15 protein-coding genes are annotated in these 20,382 nt (G+C 43.5%); 6 read left to right on the top strand and 9 right to left on the bottom strand.

The features are described 5' to 3' along the window. Nucleotides 1-6: 6 nt before the first annotated feature. From OH460_RS15650 to OH460_RS15625, 6 genes are all read right to left on the bottom strand, one after another. Nucleotides 7-225, bottom strand: a complete 219-nt coding sequence (locus OH460_RS15650; RefSeq protein WP_081090361.1) for a DUF2835 domain-containing protein — start codon at nt 223-225, stop codon at nt 7-9. Between the two features lie 206 nt (nt 226-431). Further along, nucleotides 432-3,038 (bottom strand): aminopeptidase N, encoded by a 2,607-nt coding sequence (gene pepN, locus OH460_RS15645; RefSeq protein WP_269998454.1) that lies wholly within the window; start codon nt 3,036-3,038, stop codon nt 432-434. Nucleotides 3,039-3,256: 218 nt separating this feature from the next. After that, nucleotides 3,257-3,940 carry a hypothetical protein gene (locus OH460_RS15640; RefSeq protein ID WP_019823244.1) on the bottom strand — a complete coding sequence of 228 codons (684 nt, stop codon included), beginning with the start codon at nt 3,938-3,940 and terminating at the stop codon, nt 3,257-3,259. A gap of 259 nt (nt 3,941-4,199) precedes the next feature. Further along, nucleotides 4,200-6,194 carry a carboxy terminal-processing peptidase gene (gene prc, locus OH460_RS15635; RefSeq protein WP_269998450.1) on the bottom strand — a complete coding sequence of 665 codons (1,995 nt, stop codon included), beginning with the start codon at nt 6,192-6,194 and terminating at the stop codon, nt 4,200-4,202. A 17-nt stretch (nt 6,195-6,211) separates the two neighbouring features. Further along, entirely contained in the window at nt 6,212-6,835 is a 624-nt protein-coding gene (proQ, locus tag OH460_RS15630; protein ID WP_004742319.1) for an RNA chaperone ProQ, read from the bottom strand. Nucleotides 6,836-6,932: 97 nt separating this feature from the next. Then, complete coding sequence (locus tag OH460_RS15625; RefSeq protein WP_008224656.1) at nt 6,933-7,406, bottom strand: GAF domain-containing protein; 474 nt, start codon at nt 7,404-7,406, stop codon at nt 6,933-6,935. An 89-nt stretch (nt 7,407-7,495) separates the two neighbouring features. On the opposite strand from OH460_RS15625, the gene OH460_RS15620 reads away from it, so the two are divergent. The 4 genes from OH460_RS15620 (at nt 7,496) to rsmF (ending at nt 14,858) form a co-directional block, all read left to right on the top strand. Then, nucleotides 7,496-9,292, top strand: a complete 1,797-nt coding sequence (locus OH460_RS15620) for an ABC transporter ATP-binding protein (RefSeq protein WP_269998447.1) — start codon at nt 7,496-7,498, stop codon at nt 9,290-9,292. 54 nt (nt 9,293-9,346) lie between these two features. Next, nucleotides 9,347-10,633, top strand: coding sequence for a paraquat-inducible protein A (locus OH460_RS15615; protein ID WP_269998446.1), 1,287 nt, complete (start codon nt 9,347-9,349; stop codon nt 10,631-10,633). Continuing rightward, complete coding sequence (locus OH460_RS15610; RefSeq protein WP_269998444.1) at nt 10,620-13,277, top strand: MlaD family protein; 2,658 nt, start codon at nt 10,620-10,622, stop codon at nt 13,275-13,277. Before OH460_RS15615 ends, OH460_RS15610 begins: the two co-directional genes overlap by 14 nt. Nucleotides 13,278-13,436: 159 nt before the next feature. Further along, the gene (gene rsmF / locus OH460_RS15605; RefSeq protein ID WP_269998442.1) at nt 13,437-14,858 is read left to right on the top strand and encodes a 16S rRNA (cytosine(1407)-C(5))-methyltransferase RsmF; all 1,422 of its coding nucleotides are present in this window, start codon (nt 13,437-13,439) and stop codon (nt 14,856-14,858) included. A gap of 311 nt (nt 14,859-15,169) precedes the next feature. Here rsmF and OH460_RS15600 read toward each other — a convergent pair whose 3' ends face one another. After that, a complete protein-coding gene (locus tag OH460_RS15600) occupies nt 15,170-16,078 on the bottom strand; it encodes a CvfB family protein (protein ID WP_269998441.1) in 909 nt (302 codons plus the stop codon). A 28-nt stretch (nt 16,079-16,106) separates the two neighbouring features. Between OH460_RS15600 and OH460_RS15595 the strand changes: the two genes are divergently transcribed. Next, nucleotides 16,107-17,462 (top strand): hypothetical protein, encoded by a 1,356-nt coding sequence (locus tag OH460_RS15595; protein WP_061033454.1) that lies wholly within the window; start codon nt 16,107-16,109, stop codon nt 17,460-17,462. A gap of 102 nt (nt 17,463-17,564) precedes the next feature. On the opposite strand, the gene OH460_RS15590 is transcribed toward OH460_RS15595, so the two are convergent. Next, nucleotides 17,565-18,050 (bottom strand): PaaI family thioesterase, encoded by a 486-nt coding sequence (locus OH460_RS15590; RefSeq protein ID WP_269998440.1) that lies wholly within the window; start codon nt 18,048-18,050, stop codon nt 17,565-17,567. Nucleotides 18,051-18,225: 175 nt separating this feature from the next. Next, entirely contained in the window at nt 18,226-19,113 is an 888-nt protein-coding gene (locus tag OH460_RS15585; RefSeq protein WP_269998439.1) for a putative PEP-binding protein, read from the bottom strand. Nucleotides 19,114-19,320: 207 nt separating this feature from the next. Here OH460_RS15585 and OH460_RS15580 point away from each other — a divergent pair, with 207 nt between their 5' ends. Further along, entirely contained in the window at nt 19,321-20,379 is a 1,059-nt protein-coding gene (locus OH460_RS15580; RefSeq protein WP_061033457.1) for a 3-deoxy-7-phosphoheptulonate synthase, read from the top strand. The last annotated feature ends 3 nt before the right edge of the window (nt 20,380-20,382 follow it).

Raw genomic sequence — 20,382 nt, 5'->3', positions numbered from 1 at the left:
CAAGCTTTACAGAGCTTCTAACTTAATAAACTTATTTTTTTGGTCAGTTGTCAGCCTAAATTGCCCTCTAACCCCTATTTGTGTAAGAAAAGGTCTGAATCGAGTTGCAGGTAACTGAATGCGCAATCCTGTTGTTGTCATTACTTGTACTTTACTTGCCGCACCAGAATAACTGGCCAAAAACTGCTGATATGAGATGTTAAGTTGGAAAATATAGTGATTCATGCGATGCCTGTATAAATATACAGTGCCAGTGTTTTTTGGCACTTAACGATGTCTGACAGTGAGACTGAGCTTGAAACTGTTCTAGCTTATCGAAAATTCGATGAGCCAGAAACAAAAAATCAGTGGCAGATATTCTCTACCACTGATGACTTTTCTTTGTAAGTAAACAGTTTGTAAGTAAACCGTTAGCCTTGAGAACGCTTAACTTAAACTTCTAGTGCTTTCGTTACTTTCTCAAATAAGTCTTTTGCTAAGTTATCCATGTTCTTCAATGTCTCAAGTTCCTGCTTGATAAGAACTTGGCGATCATCATCATACTTGCGGAATTTAAGCAGTGGATCAATCAGACGTGAAGCCACTTGCGGGTTACTGCTGTTTAGCTCACGTAAGATCTCGCCAGCAAATGCGTAGCCCTGACCAGACTTGTCGTGAAATTGAACCGGGTTCATGTTTAAGAACGAACCGACCAAGTTACGAGTACGGTTTGGGTTCTTTAAGCTGAACGCCTGGTGCGACATCGATGCTTTGATCACTTCAAGGGCATTTGAACTTGGATTTGTACCTTGCAATGCAAACCACTTATCCATAACAAGACCATCGTGTTTCCACTTGTCACTGTAATCCGCCATCAAGGTTTCACGACATGCTAGTTGGGCACTGTTTGCCGCACCCATTGCTGCCATCGTATCTGTCATGTTATTCGCTTGTTGGTACATCGCAACAACCAAGTCATTACCCTGCTCAGTGTGAGCTAAGTAACTTAGGCAAACTTTACGTAGAGTACGCTTACCAATCGAATCGTGATCGATCGTGTATTCTGTTAGAGCGTGGCTGTGATAAACAGCCGCTAACTCGTCTTCAAGTTCTGCAGCTAGTGTTACTTTCATCGAGTTAAGGACCGATGCGATCGCATCAATATCAACACGCTCGTACCAACCCGATACTTCATTGTGGCTTGGCAGTGAAAGCATTTCTGCAATAAACGCAGGCTCTAGTGAATCGCTCAGCAGTACGCCACGGAATGCGTCAACAACAGAATCAGAAAGCTCAAACGCTTGACCCTGTTTAACCTTCTCCACGTTACTGCGGATGTACTTCGCTAATAGCATTTGACCCGCATCCCAACGAGAGAACTCATTGCGAGCATTCACCATCAAGAAGATCAGCTCTTCATCTGAATAGTCGTATTCCAATTTCACTGGCGCAGAAAATTCACGAAGTAATGATGGGATCGGTTGTTCCGCAACGTTTTCAAACACGAAAGTTTGTTCCGCTTCTTTCACGTCTAACACGTTATGAACTGGCTCACCGTTACATTGTAACTCAACAACATCACCCGACGCAGTGTACAACTCGATATCTAGAGGGATATGCAAAGCCTGCTTTTCAGCTTGTTCGTGAGTTGGCGCCGTTACTTGACGAGTTGTTAATGTGTACTGTTTCTTCTCTGCGTCGTAATGGCTTTCAACAGATAGCGTCGGCGTACCAGACTGGCTGTACCATAAACGGAACTGAGACAGATCAACACCCGATGCATCTTCCATTGCGGCAACAAAATCTTCACACGTTGCTGCCGTGCCATCGTGACGTTCGAAGTACAGTTTCATGCCTTTTTGGAAACCGTCTTCACCCAACAATGTGTGGATCATACGGATCACTTCACTGCCCTTTTCGTACACGGTCAATGTATAGAAGTTATTCATTTCTATCACTTTTTCAGGACGAATTGGGTGAGACATTGGGCTTGCATCTTCGGCAAATTGTGGACCGCGAATGATACGCACATTGTTGATACGGTTTACTGCGCGAGAGCCAAGATCCGATGAGAACTCTTGGTCACGGAATACCGTTAGACCTTCTTTCAAACTTAACTGGAACCAATCACGACAAGTCACTCGGTTACCTGTCCAGTTATGGAAGTATTCATGGCCAATTACCGCTTCAATACCTAAGTAATCGGTATCCGTTGCGGTTTGGTCGTTCGCCAAAACAAACTTAGAGTTAAATACGTTCAAGCCTTTGTTTTCCATCGCACCCATGTTGAAGAAATCTACCGCGACGATCATGTAGATATCTAGGTCGTACTCTAAGTTGAAACGCTCTTCATCCCACTTCATTGAATTAATCAAGGACACCATTGCATGGTTTGCACGATCTAGGTTGCCTTTATCAACAAAGATTTCTAGGTCAACTTTGCGACCCGATTTCGTGGTGTATGCGTCACGAAGTACATCGAAGTCACCGGCTACGAGTGCAAACAAGTACGCTGGTTTTGGATGCGGGTCTTGCCATTTCACCCAATGACGACCATTTTCTGCCTCGCCTTCATCAACACGGTTACCGTTACTTAATAAGAACGGGTTCTCTGCTTTGTCGGCGATAACTGTTGTTGTGAATTTCGCCAACACATCTGGACGGTCCATGTAGTAAGTAATACGACGGAAACCTTCGGCTTCACACTGAGTACAGAAAGCGCCGCCTGACTTGTATAAACCTTCTAGTGCACTGTTACCTTCTGGGTTCACTTCAGTAACGATGGTTAACGTAAACTCCTTCGGAAGATCAGTTAACGTTAGTTGAGTTTCAGACTGCTCGTATTGCGTCCACTCATTGCCTTCAACCAACACAGAAACCAACTTCAAGCCTTCACCATCCAGTACTAATGTTGAGCTGTCTTTTTCTTGCTTAACACTAGACACCGCCGTAACGATGGATGCTGAATCGTACAAATCGAAAGTAAGATCGATTTCAGAAATAGTGTGAGATGGTGATTGATAATCTTTACGATACTTGGCTTGAGGTGTATGTGCCATGACGAGTTCCTTTTGATCGTTATACGTAATAATTTTTTAACTGTATATATCTAAAGGTTGATCGCCAATAAAACAAGGGGAATATTAAAAAAAGGAGGCATTGTAGGAAAATGCCTCCATGTTTTGCTATTTTATCAATCAAATCAGACAGGAACGACTAATAAATGAACTGTGCACAATATTATCAACGAGTACCACTTTACGTCTAAAACTCACGATTATCGGATGCGATTCAGCACCGCAAACATATCTCCCTCTTCACCTTGTAGCGTTAACACATCGCTGTTCAGTGTATATCGAGTGCCGTGTTCACCGTTTTCATAAAGTAACACTAGTTGGTCGCCTTCGGTGTAATACACCCCGCGACGAATAACTTCGCCACCTTCTTCATCAGACACGCGGAACATGAAGATAAAGTCAGGCTGCAAAACCAAATCCATTTTTTGGATGTTACTCGCTCTTAAATCGCTACCCGATAGCTCAGCGCTAGACCAAATACCCGCCAGTGCATTGGGTAATGCTTTAGTAAACATCACACCATTAAGATTCAGCATATTATGGTTACTGCTGTACGCGTAAACCTGAGGCTCAGAAGTATTCAAACCTAAAATAATGGTGTCTTCATTGGCGTTATACAAACCTTCCCAATGATCCACACTGTAGTCTTTCTTTTGAATATCGATAGTGAATGAGTAATTTGAATCGAGAGTGAGTTTGATTGCTCTAAAGTTTTCAGTGCCTTGCTCAGGATCTGGATTCATCAAATACCAATCGCCAAGCAACAGAGGAAGGTCAAAATGAGATAGATTACTATCACTTTTTGATTGTTGGCTGCTCGAAGCGACCTCGCTCCCAAAAGCAACAAAACTTAAACAAGATAAAATTAGTAGAATCCATTTCATACGCGCCCCCTCGTTTTCTTTAAGCTTAGGCACGTAATGATTAGAAAGCGAAAAAATATGATCCAAGTCACTAAATTTTAAATGCGAAGTAACTTAAATGTCATTATTTACCAAACAGAAATCTAGAAAACTCACAGGGCATTCCCTTACTAACTAGCAATAAAAACCAAAAGAAACATATAGATAAAGATACATCAGACCGAACAGATACAAAAAAAGCGAGCCAAAGCTCGCTTTTTAATTTCAACAGGCGGTAAGCCTATTTCTTTATCATATCTAGCATGATTGCAACCGACTCATCAAGATAAGCGTCAGGGGCTTCATAGTCGTTCGGAACATCGTCCAACGTTTTGAAAGGCTCTAACTTAGCGACTTTTTGACGTTGATTAATACGTTCTAAACGAAGTGCTTCCGCATCATCACTCTCTTGCTGGCGAACCTTTTCATTCAGAGAAAGTTCGTTGTCGTCTTTATCCGCCTTATACTTTTCAATATCTTGCGCAATAAAGCCGAATTCCATGTCTGTCGCGATACGAGCTTGGTGTTTAGCCGTTAACGCCGCGATTTCCTCATCGTTACGCTGTAACACAGAGTACTTCGCTTTGTCGATGCTATCCCAAGGTAGTGCATTATCTTCAACACTTTCACCTGTATCTGCTGGATCAATCGGCGTTGGGTATGCAATATCAGGAACTACCCCTTTGTTTTGCGTACTACCACCATTGATACGGTAGAATTTTTGGATTGTGTATTGAACATAGCCTAACTCTTTATCGAACAAGTCATAGATATGATTCAAAGAACGATGCTGTTGTACCGTTCCTTTACCGAAAGAGTTCTCACCCAGGATTATCGCACGACCATAGTCTTGCATTGCAGCGGCAAAGATCTCAGATGCTGATGCACTGTAACGATTCACCAATACCGTTAACGGACCTTGGTAGCTGATCTTACCATCGGTGTCACTGTTCACTTTGACACGACCATAGCTATCACGAACTTGGACAACAGGTCCCTCTTTGATAAATAGACCAGAGAGTTCCGTTGCTTCGGTAAGTGCACCACCACCGTTATTACGAAGATCGACAATGATACCCTCGACACCTTGCTCTTTGAGCTCAGTGATCAGTTTGTCGGTATCTTTAGAAAGGCCAACGTAGAAACTTGGCACTTCTAGTACACCAATCTTCTTGCCATCTTTCTCGATAACTTCTGATTTAACAGCACGGTCTTCTAGACGAATCTTATCACGAACAATTGTGACAACGTGACTTTTTGCATCTTTACCATCAGGTAAGATCTGCAGCTTCACTTTAGTCCCTTTCGGGCCTTTAATAAGTTGTACTACATCGTCTAAGCGCCAGCCGATAACATCAACAATCTCTTCTCCATCTTGACCAACGCCAACAATACGATCGCCATCGCTCAATTGTTTACTGTTTGACGCAGGGCCACCAGCAACTAAAGAACGGATAACGGTGTAGTCGTCTGTCATTTGAAGCACAGCACCAATCCCTTCTAGAGAAAGATTCATCTCAGATTGGAATTGCTCTGCATTTCTTGGAGAAAGGTAGCTAGTGTGAGGATCGACCTCTCGTGCAAATGCGTTCATGTAGATCTGGAAAGCATCTTCATTATGCGATTGCGTAATACGCTTCATCGCATTGTTGTAACGCTTTTCCAAAACTTCTTGAATCTCTGGCCACTCTTTACCAGTTAGTTTTAGATTCAACGCATCGTATTTAACGCGTTTTCTCCAAAGCTCATTCACTTCAGCGATATCTTTCGGCCACGCTGCTTCACTACGATTAAGTTCGATAGTTTCATCGGTATCAAACTTGATTTCAGTATCGAGCAACGACAATGCATACTGGAAACGTTCAAAACGCTTCTGCATAGACAAATTGTAAACATCGAAAGCAATCTGGTTATTGCCTGCTTTTAACTGGTCATCTATTTGCTTCGATGCCGCAGAGAAAGAGTCAATATCAGCTTGGGTGAAGATATTACGATTGTAATCCAGCATCTCTAAATAACGATTAAAGATAGCTTGAGAGAAATCGTCGTTGAGATTGAAGTGTTTATAATGGGAACGAGTAAATCGAGAAGTAACACGTTTACTAGCAGTTTCGTGTTGGACCTCAGGAGCGAGTAGAGGTAAATCGTCCTGATCTAATTTGGCTTCAAGAGCCTGAGCTGAAGCTGCTAGCAAAAAGCTAGCAGCAATCAGTGTCAATTTTGAACGGCATTTCATGCGTAGGAGTATCTCCTTTAAGCGCGCAAGTGCTCCGCTTTAACAACCATTTGTAGGCCGTTTGCTAACTGAACACGTACATCTTCCTTATTGATTTCAACAATGGTCGCAGCCATGTTTCCTTTACCCATGTTCACATTTACTTCTTTGCCAGCGATGAATTCGTCAGCGTTCAAAGCGCGTGTTTCTACAGGCTTTTCTACTTTTGGTGCTTTAGGCGCTTGGCGACGAGGCTGTGGAGCTTTCTTCGCCTTAGGTTTCGCTTTGCCTTCTTCGCGAGCTTTTTGTGCTTGCTCTTTACGACGAGCCTGAACTTTAGCTTTGCTTTCTGCAAGTGTAGCTTTAGCGTGCTCAACGTGCTCTTCTTCTAGTGTGCCACACGCGTTGCCGTCTAGGTCAACACGCTCTGCACCAGCTTTTACGCCGTGCAGGTAACGCCATGATGATGTGTACTGTCTTAACGCTGCACGAAGCTGAGTCTTACTTACTTTTTCGTCTTCATTTAGACGTTCAGCAAGATCTTGAAAAATACCAATTTTAAGTGGCTTCGCTTCACCTTCTAAAGTAAAGCATTTAGGGAAACATTCAGCAATATATGCGATAACTTCTTTGCTGTTTTTTAACTTTTCAGTGTTTTCCATGTGGGTTCCTGGTTTTTGCGGTTTTCCGCGAGCATTAAGAAAATATTTTTACGTATTATAGAGAGATGCTTGGGAAAAACCACAGTAAGAGAATAATTTATGCCTTGTTCGCGTGCGAATTAAGCAGCTTTTCCACTTCAGCCATGAAAAACGTCAGTCCTTCCTCGTCAATTTCGCTAAATCGACCAACATTTGGGCTATCGATATCCAGTACGCCTGCTATTTTTCCATCAATCGTAAACGGAATCACAATTTCTGAGTTACTTGCCGCGTCACAAGCAATGTGACCTTCGAACTCATGCACGTCGTATATACGTTGAACGGTGTTTGTCGAAACCGCAGTTCCGCATACACCACGACCGACAGGAATACGTACACATGCAGGCTTACCCTGAAATGGACCAAGAACCAATTCATCGCCTTTCATTAAGTAAAAGCCTGCCCAGTTCAGATCGTCAAGTTCCATCGACAGTAATGCACTGATATTTGACAAATTTGCGATCATATCGGTTTCTGATTCGATTAATGCAACAGCTTGTTTGGTTAAGCGATGGTAATGTTCTATTTTCATATTAACTTCCAATTAAATTGAGACTTCCATTATTAAGAGAACACAGTAGAATGCGACCACCCACCTAAATAGGACTTATTCTCATTAAAATGACCAATTCAGATGACACTATTAGCCGTTCTTGGTTGATAACTCAAGTAAAAAAACACAAGTCCAAACTGGTGTTTGCCAACATCATCGCCGTACTCGCGACATTAATTAGCGTCCCTATCCCACTACTTATGCCACTGATGGTAGATGAGGTACTTCTCGACAAGCCAGCATCTGGGCTTGAGATGATGAACCATCTATTGCCAACCTCAATGCAAACCCCTACCGGCTATATTGCATTAACCCTATTACTTGTCATTTTGATGCGTACCGTCAGCCAAGGGCTTAACATCCTTCAAGGGCGTCAGTTCACTCTAGTCTCTAAAACCATCACTTATAAAATGCGCAGCAAAATGATCGACAAACTCGGTCGCATCAGCATCAGACAATACGAGACAAAAGGCAGTGGCGGCATTAATGCTCACTTAATCACAGACATAGAGACCATCGATAAGTTTATTGGTTCAACACTGTCTAAATTCATTATCAGCTTTTTAACTGTGTTCGGCACCGCTATCGTTTTGTTGTGGCTTGAGTGGCGCTTAGGGCTGTTCATTTTACTGGTCAATCCTGTTGTCATTTACTTCTCACGTAAACTAGGCAGTAAAGTTAAGTACCTAAAGAAACACGAGAACCAATCGTTTGAACGTTTTCAGAACCGATTAGTTGAAACACTAGATGGCATCTATCAACTGCGTGCAGCTAACAAAGAACGTATTTTCCTTGATGAACTCAAAGTTCAAGCAAACCAAGTAAGAATCGATGCTGACAAATATGCATGGCAATCAGAAGCCGCTGGTCGAGTTTCTTTTCTACTCTTCTTATTAGGTTTTGAACTGTTTCGCGCGGTAGCGATGCTAATGGTGTTGTTCAGTGACTTAACCATTGGTCAAATCTTTGCTGTATTCGGCTACTTGTGGTTTATGTTAGGCCCAGTACAAGAACTGCTCGGTATTCAATTCTCTTGGTATAGCGCTAAAGCAGCGCTACAACGTATAAACGATCTTCTACAACTAGAAGAAGAGAAACGCCCAGTCAGCAAGGTGAACCCATTCAATGACGAAGAAGAAGTGACGGTCGATATTGATAACGTTACATTCTCTTACACATTAGAAAACACTGTTTTAAATAACCTCTCGCTGCACATACCTGCTGGTAAAAAAGTGGCATTGGTTGGGGCGAGTGGTGGCGGTAAATCCACGCTAATCCAATTGCTGATTGGGGTTTATCAAGCTGACTCGGGATGTATTCGCTACAACGGTGAAACCACCGATGACATCAGTTTTGATATTATACGCAATCAAATTGCTGTTGTTTTACAACAACCTATACTCTTCAACGATACATTAAGGCATAATCTGACCCTTGGCGCTGACTACGACGAAATGTCGTTGTGGCGTGCGCTTGAAGTCTCTCAAATGCAAGACGTGATCAAGCAGTTAAGTAACGGCTTAGATACACAAATTGGTAGGAACGGGGTTCGCCTCTCAGGTGGCCAGCGACAACGTCTAGCCATTGCTCGTATGGTGCTGAGCAACCCTAAGTTTGTTATTCTTGATGAAGCAACATCAGCATTAGATACGGCAACAGAGTCTGCACTGCATAAAGCGTTGAGTGAGTTTTTGAAAGACCGCACAACTTTAATCGTGGCTCATCGCTTATCAGCGGTGAAACAAGCCGATCTAATCTATGTTTTAGAAGATGGACAAGTCACACAGACGGGAACACATGGTGAACTGGTTGAACAACAAGGACTTTATCAAACACTCTATGGCAGTGTGCAATCGCACGCCTGATAGCTATTGTCCTAACCATAAACACCACACTTCTAAACTGACACACAAATCAATATGGGAGGTCGCGTGACCTCCCCATCTGTAACCCAAGGTTTATCTACGACCAAGCATCAAAGCGACAGCAGCTCTGTTCGTTTGTGTCAGGGCTGTGAGCTTCCTATCGACAAGGTGGACATCCCACTAGGAAAATCCGCCTACTGCCCAAGGTGCGGTACCCAACTTTACCGAGGTGGCACCCCTAGCCTTTCTGGAAACCTAGCAATCGCGATAACCTGCTTGTTGCTGTTTATCCCATCTCACTTTTTCGATTTCATTAGCATTCGTCTTATTGGGGTGATGATTCCCGCTACGCTGCCATCCGGCGTATTTACCTTGATGAATGAAGGTTTCCCACTGCTCGGCTTACTTATCCTATTCTGTAGTTCAATTGCGCCGTTGCTCGTTTGTAGTTCTGTATTAATCAGCCACTTCTCGCTTCGTTTTGGCTTCTTTACACCATTTCGCTACTCGTTGGTTATCATTCAAACCTTAAAGCATTGGATGATGTTGGATGTGTTCTTAGTCAGCGTGGCAATCTCCTGTTTTAAGCTGCAAGACTACTCTGACATTTTTGTTGGTCCCGGTTTGATTGGCCTGATCTTACTCCAGCTATTTAGCGTGCTACTGGTGAGCCGAATTAGTGTTCGCCGCTATTGGGAAGCGTGGGCAAAAGAGTCGGAATATAGTTTTACCAAAAACAAGAACGTGCACTGCCACAACTGCCACCTTTCTCAGCCTGACGGTCACGCTTGTGTTCGTTGTCATCATGCTTTGTATCACCGCAAGCCTTACTCAATACAAAAGACATGGGCACTGCTTTTTGCTGCCGCCGTTGCGATTGTGCCAGCGAACGTGATTCCTATATCTATTCTTATTACAAACGGCCAACGACTCGAAGATACGATCATTTCCGGTGTCGCCTCTTTGATTAATAGCGACATGTACGGCATCGCTGCCATCATTTTTATTGCGAGTATTGTCGTTCCCGTGGCTAAAATTCTTGGGCTTGCTTACATACTGATTTGTATTCAAATGAAACGAGCGCTTTACCACAGACAACGCATGACCATCTATTTTATTGTGAAATGGGTGGGAAAATGGTCCGTTATGGATCTGTTCGTTATTTCGATCATGATGACATTGGTCGACCGTGGACAAATTTTAAACTTCACACCAGGTTATGGTGCAGTCGCTTTCGGCGTTGTTGTAGTTCTCACAATGCTGGCAGCGGAAAGCTTAGATCCTAGGCTAATTTGGGATAACTATACCTCTAAAGATGAGTCAGTGAATGAACGACAATAACCAATCACAAACATCATATTCACCGGAAGTCAGAAAAAACAAAGGCATTTCCCCTTTGTGGATTCTCCCGATCCTCACCGTCGCGCTTGCAGGCTGGCTCGTAATGAAGTCAGTCCATGATGCAGGCCAACGTGTGCAGATCTACTTCTCAGATGCGGCAGGCTTAGTCGCAGGACGCACCACAATTCGCTACCAAGGCTTAGAAGTGGGTATGGTTCGCGATATTACCCTCTCGAAAGACTTATCTAATATCTATGTTGATGCTGATATTTATCCGGAAGCGAAAAAGCTGCTGTCTAAAGGCACTCGATTTTGGTTAGTGAAGCCGACCGCAAGCTTGTCTGGTATTTCTGGGCTAGATGCACTTGTATCTGGTAACTACATTGCGATTCACCCAAGTGAGACCAAACAAGATCCAGAAACTGTTTTCCAAGCTTTAGAGTCTGCACCTTCTGACTTGTTAGCTGCCGATGGCTTGAACATATCACTGACAACAAAAGATTTGGGTGGCGTCTCTGTTGGCTCTCAGATTGTTTATCGTAAGATCCCAATCGGTGAGGTATACAACTACCAGCTTAACGAAAGCGGCAAGTCAGTCACGATTCAAGCGGCTATTAAAGATGAATACAGCCATATCATTACCGACCAAAGCCGTTTCTGGAATGTCAGTGGCTTGGGGGCAAGCATTGGGTTTTCGGGCGTTGATGTTCGTTTAGAGAGCTTAAGCGCTCTATTAGGTGGTTCTATCGCCGTAGACTCACCTGGAGATGGTCAGCCGGTAGAGATGAACACCAAATTCAAACTCTACCCAGATCTAAAAACTGCTGGTCGTGGTATTTCTATTAAGATTGCTGTTCCTGATGACAATAAGATCAGTGCAACTGGCGCTCCAATCATGTACCGCGGCATCGAAATCGGTCAAATTACCGACTTATCACTCAGCGAAGGCCGAGAAAACGTTGTTGCTTCAGCAGCTATCCAGCCTGCTTTCAGCGACTTCCTAAACAGTGGTAGTAAGTTCATTCTTGAGGAAGCCGAACTATCACTGACGGGTATGAAGAATATCGCGAACTTAGTAACAGGCAACTTCTTAACTCTAGTCCCTGGTGAGGGTGAAAAAGCGCGCCGCTTTACCGCGATTCGCAAAACGGAATACAGCCAAGAACAGGAAAAATCAGTAGCGATTCGCTTAACCTCCAATAACTCTTTCGGTTTAGATGTTGGTACGCAGCTACTTTATAAAGGCATTGCAGTCGGCTCTATCATCAAAGTCGGTTTAGTTGATGGCGTTGGCACAGGAAGCGATAAGCATGAAGTGTTCATGGATGCGTTGATCGATAATGAATACGCGCATCTCATAAAAAGCAACAACCGCTTCTTCGTAACAGGTAGCGCGAGTGCAGAATTAACTGAGTCTGGTTTGAGCGTTACCGTTCCACCTGCAAAACAACTACTGACTGGCTCAATTAGCTTTGTAAGTGAAGGTAAGGCTCAAGCAAGACCAAGTTACCAACTGTTCCAAAGCAAATCACTGGCAGAAATCGCCAAGTTCAACCAATCGGGTTCGAAGACACTGTCATTGTTTGCCAGCGAATTACCGTCAATTTCAAAAGGCAGCCCACTACTCTACCGCAATCTTCAGGTCGGTAGCATCAGTGACTTCCAGCTTGCCGACGGTGGTGTGAGAATCCAGGTCACCATCGAAAACCGTTACACACACCTAATCAACAAACACACGGTTTTCTGGAACCGTTCAGGTGTTGAAGTTGACGCGTCTTTGTCTGGTATCAGCATCAAAGCGGCTCCGGTTAAAACTCTGATTCAAGGCGGTATCGCGTTTGATTCACTGCCAGGTATCGACAACAAACTGGGTGATGTTTGGAAACTCTATACTGATTCTAAATCTGCTCGTAAATTTGGTCGTGCCATCACGATTACTTCTTCGGGCGATCAAGAGATTAGCAAAGGTACACCAATTAAATATCAAGGCGTCAATGTCGGTGAGGTGACTTTAGTCGTTCCGAATTTCACTAAAGGTGGCATTGAGATTACGGCTCGTATCCTGCCTGAGTATGTCGATAAGATAGCTGTTGCTGGTAGCCATTTTTGGCTAGCTGAGCCGGAGATTGGTTTGAATGGGATTAAGAATGTCTCTTCTCTGATTTCTAAGCACATTAAAGTTGAACCGGGTAAAGGAAGCAAAACCACAGCATTCAAGCTAAGTAATGGTCCAGTTCAACCTGAAGGCAAGATTTTCACGCTGCAAAGTGAGAGTCGCGGTTCAGTATCAGAAGGTACGCCGATTCTATTCCGCGAACTAGAAATCGGCACAGTCATTGACGTTCAACTTGGTGAGTTTGCAGATCGTATTATCTCTACCATTCAAATCAAACCAGAGTTCGCTTACTTAATTCGTGCCAACAGTGTGTTCTGGAATGTATCGGGTGTGGATGTGTCTATCGGCTTGTCCGGCGCAAACATCAAAGCAGGTACTGTCGATAGCTTAATCAGAGGAGGCATAACCTTCTCAACACCACCGACTAATGAACTGCAGCCTTTGGCACAAGAAGACCAGTCTTTCTACTTGTACCCTAAAGCGGAAGACGAATGGAAATCGTGGAGAACGGCTATCCCTCGCCCATAAACGCGCGTTATAGCATCGGTTCTCCGAGCGAATAGCCGACAATTAACATCCAAATGCAGCCTTTGAGCTGCATTTTTATTGTTTAAAGCAAATTTGGTTTAGGACAATCTCATTTTGCTTTAAACTGCCCGCATTAACGCTATAAATCGAGATACCCTTTTGCACGCTAACGTATATATCCCAGAAGAATTCCTTACTCATATTGAAAGCATCATGCCTAGCCATTTAGATATGGCTTCGTTTGTCGCTTCTTGTCAAAAGCCACTTCGTAAAAGTATTCGCGTAAACACACTCAAGATCAGTGTTGAAGACTTTCTAGTGCGCGCGAAAGATAAAGGTTGGGAACTGGAACCAGTACCTTGGTGTGAAACGGGTTTTTGGATCACGGCCGATGAAACTGAAGCTCCACTAGGTAATACTGCCGAGCACATGTCCGGTTTGTTCTACATCCAAGAAGCCAGCTCTATGATGCCACCGTCAGCTCTTTTCCAAGACGAAGAGAACTATCAAGCAGTTCTCGACACCGCTGCGGCTCCAGGTTCTAAAACCACTCAAATCGCAGCGTTGATGGACAACCGTGGTGTGTTGGTTGCCAATGAATATGCAGCAAGCCGAGTTAAAGTGCTTCACGCTAACATTGAACGCTGCGGCGTAAGAAATGCAGCGCTAAGTAATTTTGATGGTCGTGTGTTTGGTGGTTGGTTACCTGAACAATTCGACGCTGTATTACTAGATGCACCCTGCTCTGGTGAAGGCACAATTCGTAAAGATGCCGACGCAATGAAGAACTGGACGTATCAATCGGTTGTTGAAATTGCTGACACGCAAAAAGACCTCATTGAAAGTGCATTCCACGCTCTTAAACCTAATGGTGTATTGGTCTACTCGACATGTACGTTAAGCACAGAAGAAAACCAACAAGTGTGTCATCACTTAAAAGAGACCTTTGGTGATGCGGTTGAGTTTGAATCTCTAGAATCTCTATTCGATAACGCGAAAGCGACCACAACAGAAGAAGGCTTCCTACACATATTCCCTCAGGTTTATGACTCTGAAGGCTTCTTCGTTGCTCGCATCCGAAAATTAGCATCTGTGGCACCACCAGAAGTGAAGAAGCGTTTAGGCAAGTTTCCATTTGAGAAGGCTTCGAAGAAAGCACAACAAGAAGTTGCAGAACAGCTTTCAAGTGCGTTAGATATTGAGTTACCAAGCGATACTCAAGTATGGACACGTGACAAAGATGTATGGCTATTCCCTGAAGCGTTAGAGCCGATGATTGGTGAGTTTCGTTTCTCTCGCATGGGCATCAAGATCGCAGAAACCCATAAAAAGGGCTACCGCTGGCAACACCAAGTGGCGACAACCCTCGCGACAGGCAACGAAGCTAACATTGTTGAGCTGACTATCGACGATGCTCGCGAATGGTTCATGGGTAGAGATGTTCGCCCAGAAGGCTTATCCGGCAAAGGTGAAGTGCTGGTCAAATACAATGGCGCAATCATTGGTCTTGGTAAGTGGGTTGGCAATCGAGTCAAAAACGGTCTACCACGAGAATTAGTGCGTGATAAGAACCTGTTCTAACCAACATTCCGGTTCTATCGCAAATTAGACAAACGAATAAACAAAAAGCCCAAACAACGCACGTTACTTGGGCTTTTTCTATTGAACTTGAGTCATGCTATCTATATAGAAAGGTCTTTCGAACCAACGCTTAATAACAAAACAATCAATTCAAGTCGCTATTTTAACGGTCAAAAATCGCATATTAGGAAAATTAAACTAAACTTCATCTAGTAAACAAAGAATTGAAACGATTAGCGTAGGCTCTTCGGAGCCCTTTCCCCTAAGCCCAAACAGGAAAGTTTGGGCTTTTTTTTAACCGAGAGCTTGGCTTATTTAGCTAAGCTAATGCCTTCTTTATCGATAGCGATCTTGCCAGCTTTGTACAAACCACCGATGGTCTTTTTAAATGTACCTTTACTGGTTCTGAAAGCAGAGAAAATAGCTTCAGGTGAAGACTTATCATTCAAAGGCAAAAAGCCGCCTTTCTTCTCAAGCAAGTCTAAGATCTTAATGCTTAGGTCATCCATCTTAGCTACGCCTACTTTCTGAAGAGAAAGGTCAATCTTACCGTCTTCTTCGCGAATGTTTTTAATGTAGCCTTTCAGCGTCTTACCAATAAATAACTTACCGATAATGTCTGACGGGAAAATCATGCCCCAGTGTTCGCCATTAACGATCGCTTTGTAGCCTAGCTGGCTGCGTTCAGCGATGATTAAGTCAACTTGCTGGTTACGTTTGTAATTCGCCGGAGTGTTGTCTAACCATTTGTTAAACTTAGTTGTACCTACAATGCGGCTAGATGCTTTATCAATGTACACATATACTAAGATTGACTGGCCTTCGTTTAATCGACCACGTTGTTCGCTGAAAGGAACCAATAGGTCTTTGCCTTTCACGCCCCAGTTCATGAATGCACCGGTGCTGTTTACACCTTCAACAGTCATCAAGCCAAACTGGCCAACTTGTGCGATAGGTTTTTCAGTCGTTGCAGCGATCTGGTTGTCAGAATCAATGTATAAGAACACATCTAACTTTTGACCAATTTCAACACCTTCAGGAGTAAATCGTTTCGGCAGCAACACCGTTCCATAGTCGCTAGCGTCAAGGAATACACCGAAATCTGCTTGTTTTACTACTTCTAAGTTGTTTATTTGACCAATATTAATCATCAAGATTGTCTCTACTTTAAATTTGGCGGAGATTATACGTGATCTCTGATATGCTTTCGCTAGTTTCATTCATATTTTTACATTCTAGGAGCCATCGTTGATCACCGTTGATAAACAAGATGCGATAACACTCAAAATTAACCATGCAATGGCTAAAACCAAAAAGCTCGACATGGATGTTTATCTATTCATTCCCGGTGAACTTGGACTCACTCCAGAAGTACTTTCTGAGAGCGCATTTTTCTATAGCTCAATCACCCAAAAACGCGCGTACTACAGTGATAAAACACTACTCCCCCTAGTACACAGTCGTTTGGCAAAACGTGGACGACTGTCTACCACTCAATACCGCGTAAGCTTGAGCTTGTTCGCCTACCAATATGTTATCGCTTTAGATAAAGCGGTCAGCAGCTTAAATAAAAATGATAGTGACGACGTAACGGCTGACGAAGTGGATGAGGTTATTGAACTTGCTTTAGACATATTAAAGAAGCTGCGTCGAAGTATCCCTTATGAAGAAAACCTGAAACGCTACTATGCCAATATAGACAACTACCTATCTTGGTATACCGAGCAAAAATTCCTATCGCTAGTGTCACACATGCCTCGTGGTAGCGAGTATTCAACCATCAAAGAGCGTCTTTTAACCCTTTGCGATAAAGAGACCGCTCACCGCAAACTGAACCGCTACAACTCAGCCAAAGTTCGAGAAGACGTAACCCGCTTGAGTAACAAGATGCGTTTGCTGCGTCGTTTGATTGAGCACCCTATCGTACTCAAAGAGAAAACCACCTCAATGGGTAAAAACGTTAAACGAGCAGTGAAAGGTGTCGCGACTGGTTTAGTGATGGTGGTTGTGACCACAACGGTTATCTTAGCCCGAGATTTCCTAGGAGAGATTACCGCTTCTTTCATCGTCGCAATGTCTTTCATCTATGCACTACGTGAGATATTCAAAGACGATTTAAGAGACATTCTTTGGCGCTGGCTTCGTAAAGGCAAGCCAAAGTGGAAACGCCGTTATTACGATCCAACAACCAATAAGTCAGTTGGTCATAAACTTGAGTGGTTGGACTACGCAAACTTTTCTAAGCTCGCTGACCGCATTCAGTCGATACGTAAGAAACGTGTGGTGCAGCGTGAAGAGCAAATCTTGCATTACCGGTCGCACACAGAGATGTCGACATCAACCTTTATGAGTGGCTACGAGGAAACGCGTGAAACCTTGTCGATCAGTCTAAGAGCGCTGACACGCTTAATGGATAAGGGCTCGAACAAGATTTATCGATTGAATGAAGGTCAAGTGAGTCGAGAGTCCGTTGAGAAGCGTCACCTGCTCAATCTGATCATTAAAGAGAACAACCACGATAATGAACCAACTTACTATCGTTGGAAAATAGTCATGAACCGTTCAAAGATTGTCGATATCGAGCAAATCACACAAGAGTCATAGAACTACTGCGATTCGTGCTATTACGGTATGTGGATATACATTCACATACCGTTTTTGTTAGTTCGAGCCCCACCAAATACCATTCTAAGCAGATACTTTTGGTTACTTTCTAGATGGGATTTTTTTGATAGAGAGCGTGAGTGTAAATTCTGCCATGGGCTCTTCGCCATGCAGTGATGGGCAGGTTGCGATAATGGTTACTGGCTGATTTACTCGCTCTCCGGTCGACATGGTTTCTGCCAGCATAGTGTTGATCAGCTCACCGTCAGCACAAGTGAAATGCACATCGCCTTCAGGTCGCTTCAGAAAGTTACCTGTCACCTCTTTAAACGCCAAAGAGATCTTCTCACCTTGCTGTTGAGATTTACTCATAGCAAGAAAGCCACCTGCTACATCCGCACCTACAGCTAAAACTCCGAAATACATGCTATTAAGATGGTTTTTGGTGCGCCTTCTAAGCGGAATTTTCACCTCTACACGCTCGTTATCGAGTACCAGAAGCTTTGGTCGACACAGCCAGATGAGTGGGACTTTGAAAAAACCAAACATGCTTAAATAGAAATTTGCTTTTTGTAGAGAGGTTAACATTGGAATTACCTAGCCTAATCAGTCATCAGACCAGTTAATCGACTAACGATTAAGATGTCAAAAAAATGTTACAAAAAAGAGATATCATCACACAATGATATCTCTTTATTCTCAAAGCATTAGCGCTTCGAACCAACTCATACGCCAAGTTGATAAATTACAGCAACAGACTGATTTATGCCGTCACGACTGTTTCAACACCTTCAAGGTCAGCGATGTAACCTTGTAAACGGGGATAGTCAACCAAACCTTGAGTCACAAGCAAAACGGGTTTCTTAGCGTTCTGTGTCGCTTTCACAATCATGTCTAGCAGCGTAATTACCGCTTCATTCTGTGGGTCAAAAGCATGTTGCTGCGCTTCATTCTGCTTATCAACACCAAGTGTGAAAGACGCTAGGCTGTCGACATTCACTACCACACCATCAAAGTAATGCAGCAGACGTTCACTCAGTAGAACGGCAGATGGCACATCACATGAGAACAACACCTTCAAGCCATTCAAACCACGAGGCAAACCTTGTTCTGCAAGTAAATCGATGATCTTAGCCGCGTCGCTTAATGCGCGTACATAAGGAACCACGACTTCGACATTGATGCCTTGTTCGCGCAGTGTTTTAACTACCTGACACTCCAAAGCAAACGCTTTGCTGTATTCTTGTGTCGCATAACGCGCAACACCACGAACACCCAGTGCTGGGTTTACTTCTTCCACTTCACAAGTGCCACCTAGCAGCGAACGAAAGCTGTAGCTGTCAGCGTTGCTTAAAGCGATACGCACAGAACTATGGTTTGGTTGAACAGCCGCTTGAATCGCCGTTACCAAGGTCGAAACGAAATGTTCATCAACGCTTTTGCCACCAAGAATCGCGTCTAGAGAGGTTTTCTCTATATCAGAAAGTGTGTCTAAATGGCTTTCAATACTTGGGTGATAGAAGACACGATCCATGACCAATTCAGAGATAGATACGTATAAGTGGTTGGAATTATTATTATCGTTATGAGAAGGCAGCACATCGCCTAAGACCAGTTCTGGGTGCAAAGTGCTTTGATTTTCTTGAGTCATTGCTGCTCCAGCATTTTTATGTTGTGTTCAAACGAAAATACCGATAGCTGCCTGTTAATACAAGTGAAAATCCCGTATTTAGCGTCGGGCTGCTGATAAAAATAAGAATATTAGTAATAACAGAGATAACTTTGACTTAAGAGAGTTTATTCCTCGGTTCAATTCCGTTATCTTAACCACTTCGCAATAGAATAAAAAAGCTATCACATGCCATTAAAAACTGATGAGTTGAGAACCCAAGCTCTGGGTCCTATGCCAACTCCTGCCGAATTAGGCAACGCACACCCTATTACTGACGACGTTGCTGAGCGTATTGCAAATTCTCGCCGCCAAATCGAAGATATCCTAACTGGTCGTGATAACCGCCTATTAGTTATCGTAGGCCCTTGCTCTGTTCACGATACAGAAGCGGCACTTGATTACGCTGAGCGTCTAAGCCAGATTCAAGAACAATACAAAGACGAATTGTTTGTTGTCATGAGAACCTACTTCGAGAAACCTCGTACTGTTGTAGGTTGGAAAGGCTTAATTACCGATCCAAACCTTGATGGTTCTTACGCACTTGAAACAGGCTTAAACAAAGCACGTCAGCTTCTGCTTGATATCAACAAGCTTGGTCTAGCAACCGCAACTGAATTCCTTGATATGATCACAGGTCAATACATTGCAGACCTCATCACTTGGGGCGCAATCGGTGCACGTACTACCGAATCTCAGATTCACCGTGAAATGGCTTCTGCATTGTCTTGCCCAGTTGGCTTCAAAAACGCGACAAACGGCAACATCAAGATCGCTATTGATGCAATTCGCGCGTCACAAGCTTCTCACTACTTCTACTCACCAGATAAAAATGGTCGTATGACAGTTTACCGCACTTCGGGCAACCCATACGGTCACGTAATTCTGCGTGGTGGTGATAAAGGTCCAAACTTTGATGCACAATCTGTGGATAGCGCATGTAAGCAACTAGCTGAGTTCGACCTACCTCAACGCTTGGTTGTAGACTTCAGCCACGCTAACTGTGAAAAGCAACACCGCAAACAGTTGGACGTTGCAAAAGACATCTGTGAACAGATCAAATCGAACAAAAATCAAATTGCAGGCATCATGGCAGAAAGCTTCATTAAAGAAGGTAACCAGCCAATGACGGATATCAACAACCTAGAATACGGCAAGTCGATTACTGACCCGTGTCTAAGCTGGGAAGATACCGCGACAATGTTAGACATGCTTGCAACAGCAATCAAAGATAGAAACTTAGCTTAAGGA

Origin of the sequence: Vibrio sp. Makdt, from assembly GCF_027587015.1 — a bacterium.
Taxonomy (GTDB): domain Bacteria; phylum Pseudomonadota; class Gammaproteobacteria; order Enterobacterales; family Vibrionaceae; genus Vibrio; species Vibrio chagasii_B.
This window is presented reverse-complemented; position numbering and strand designations above follow the sequence as displayed.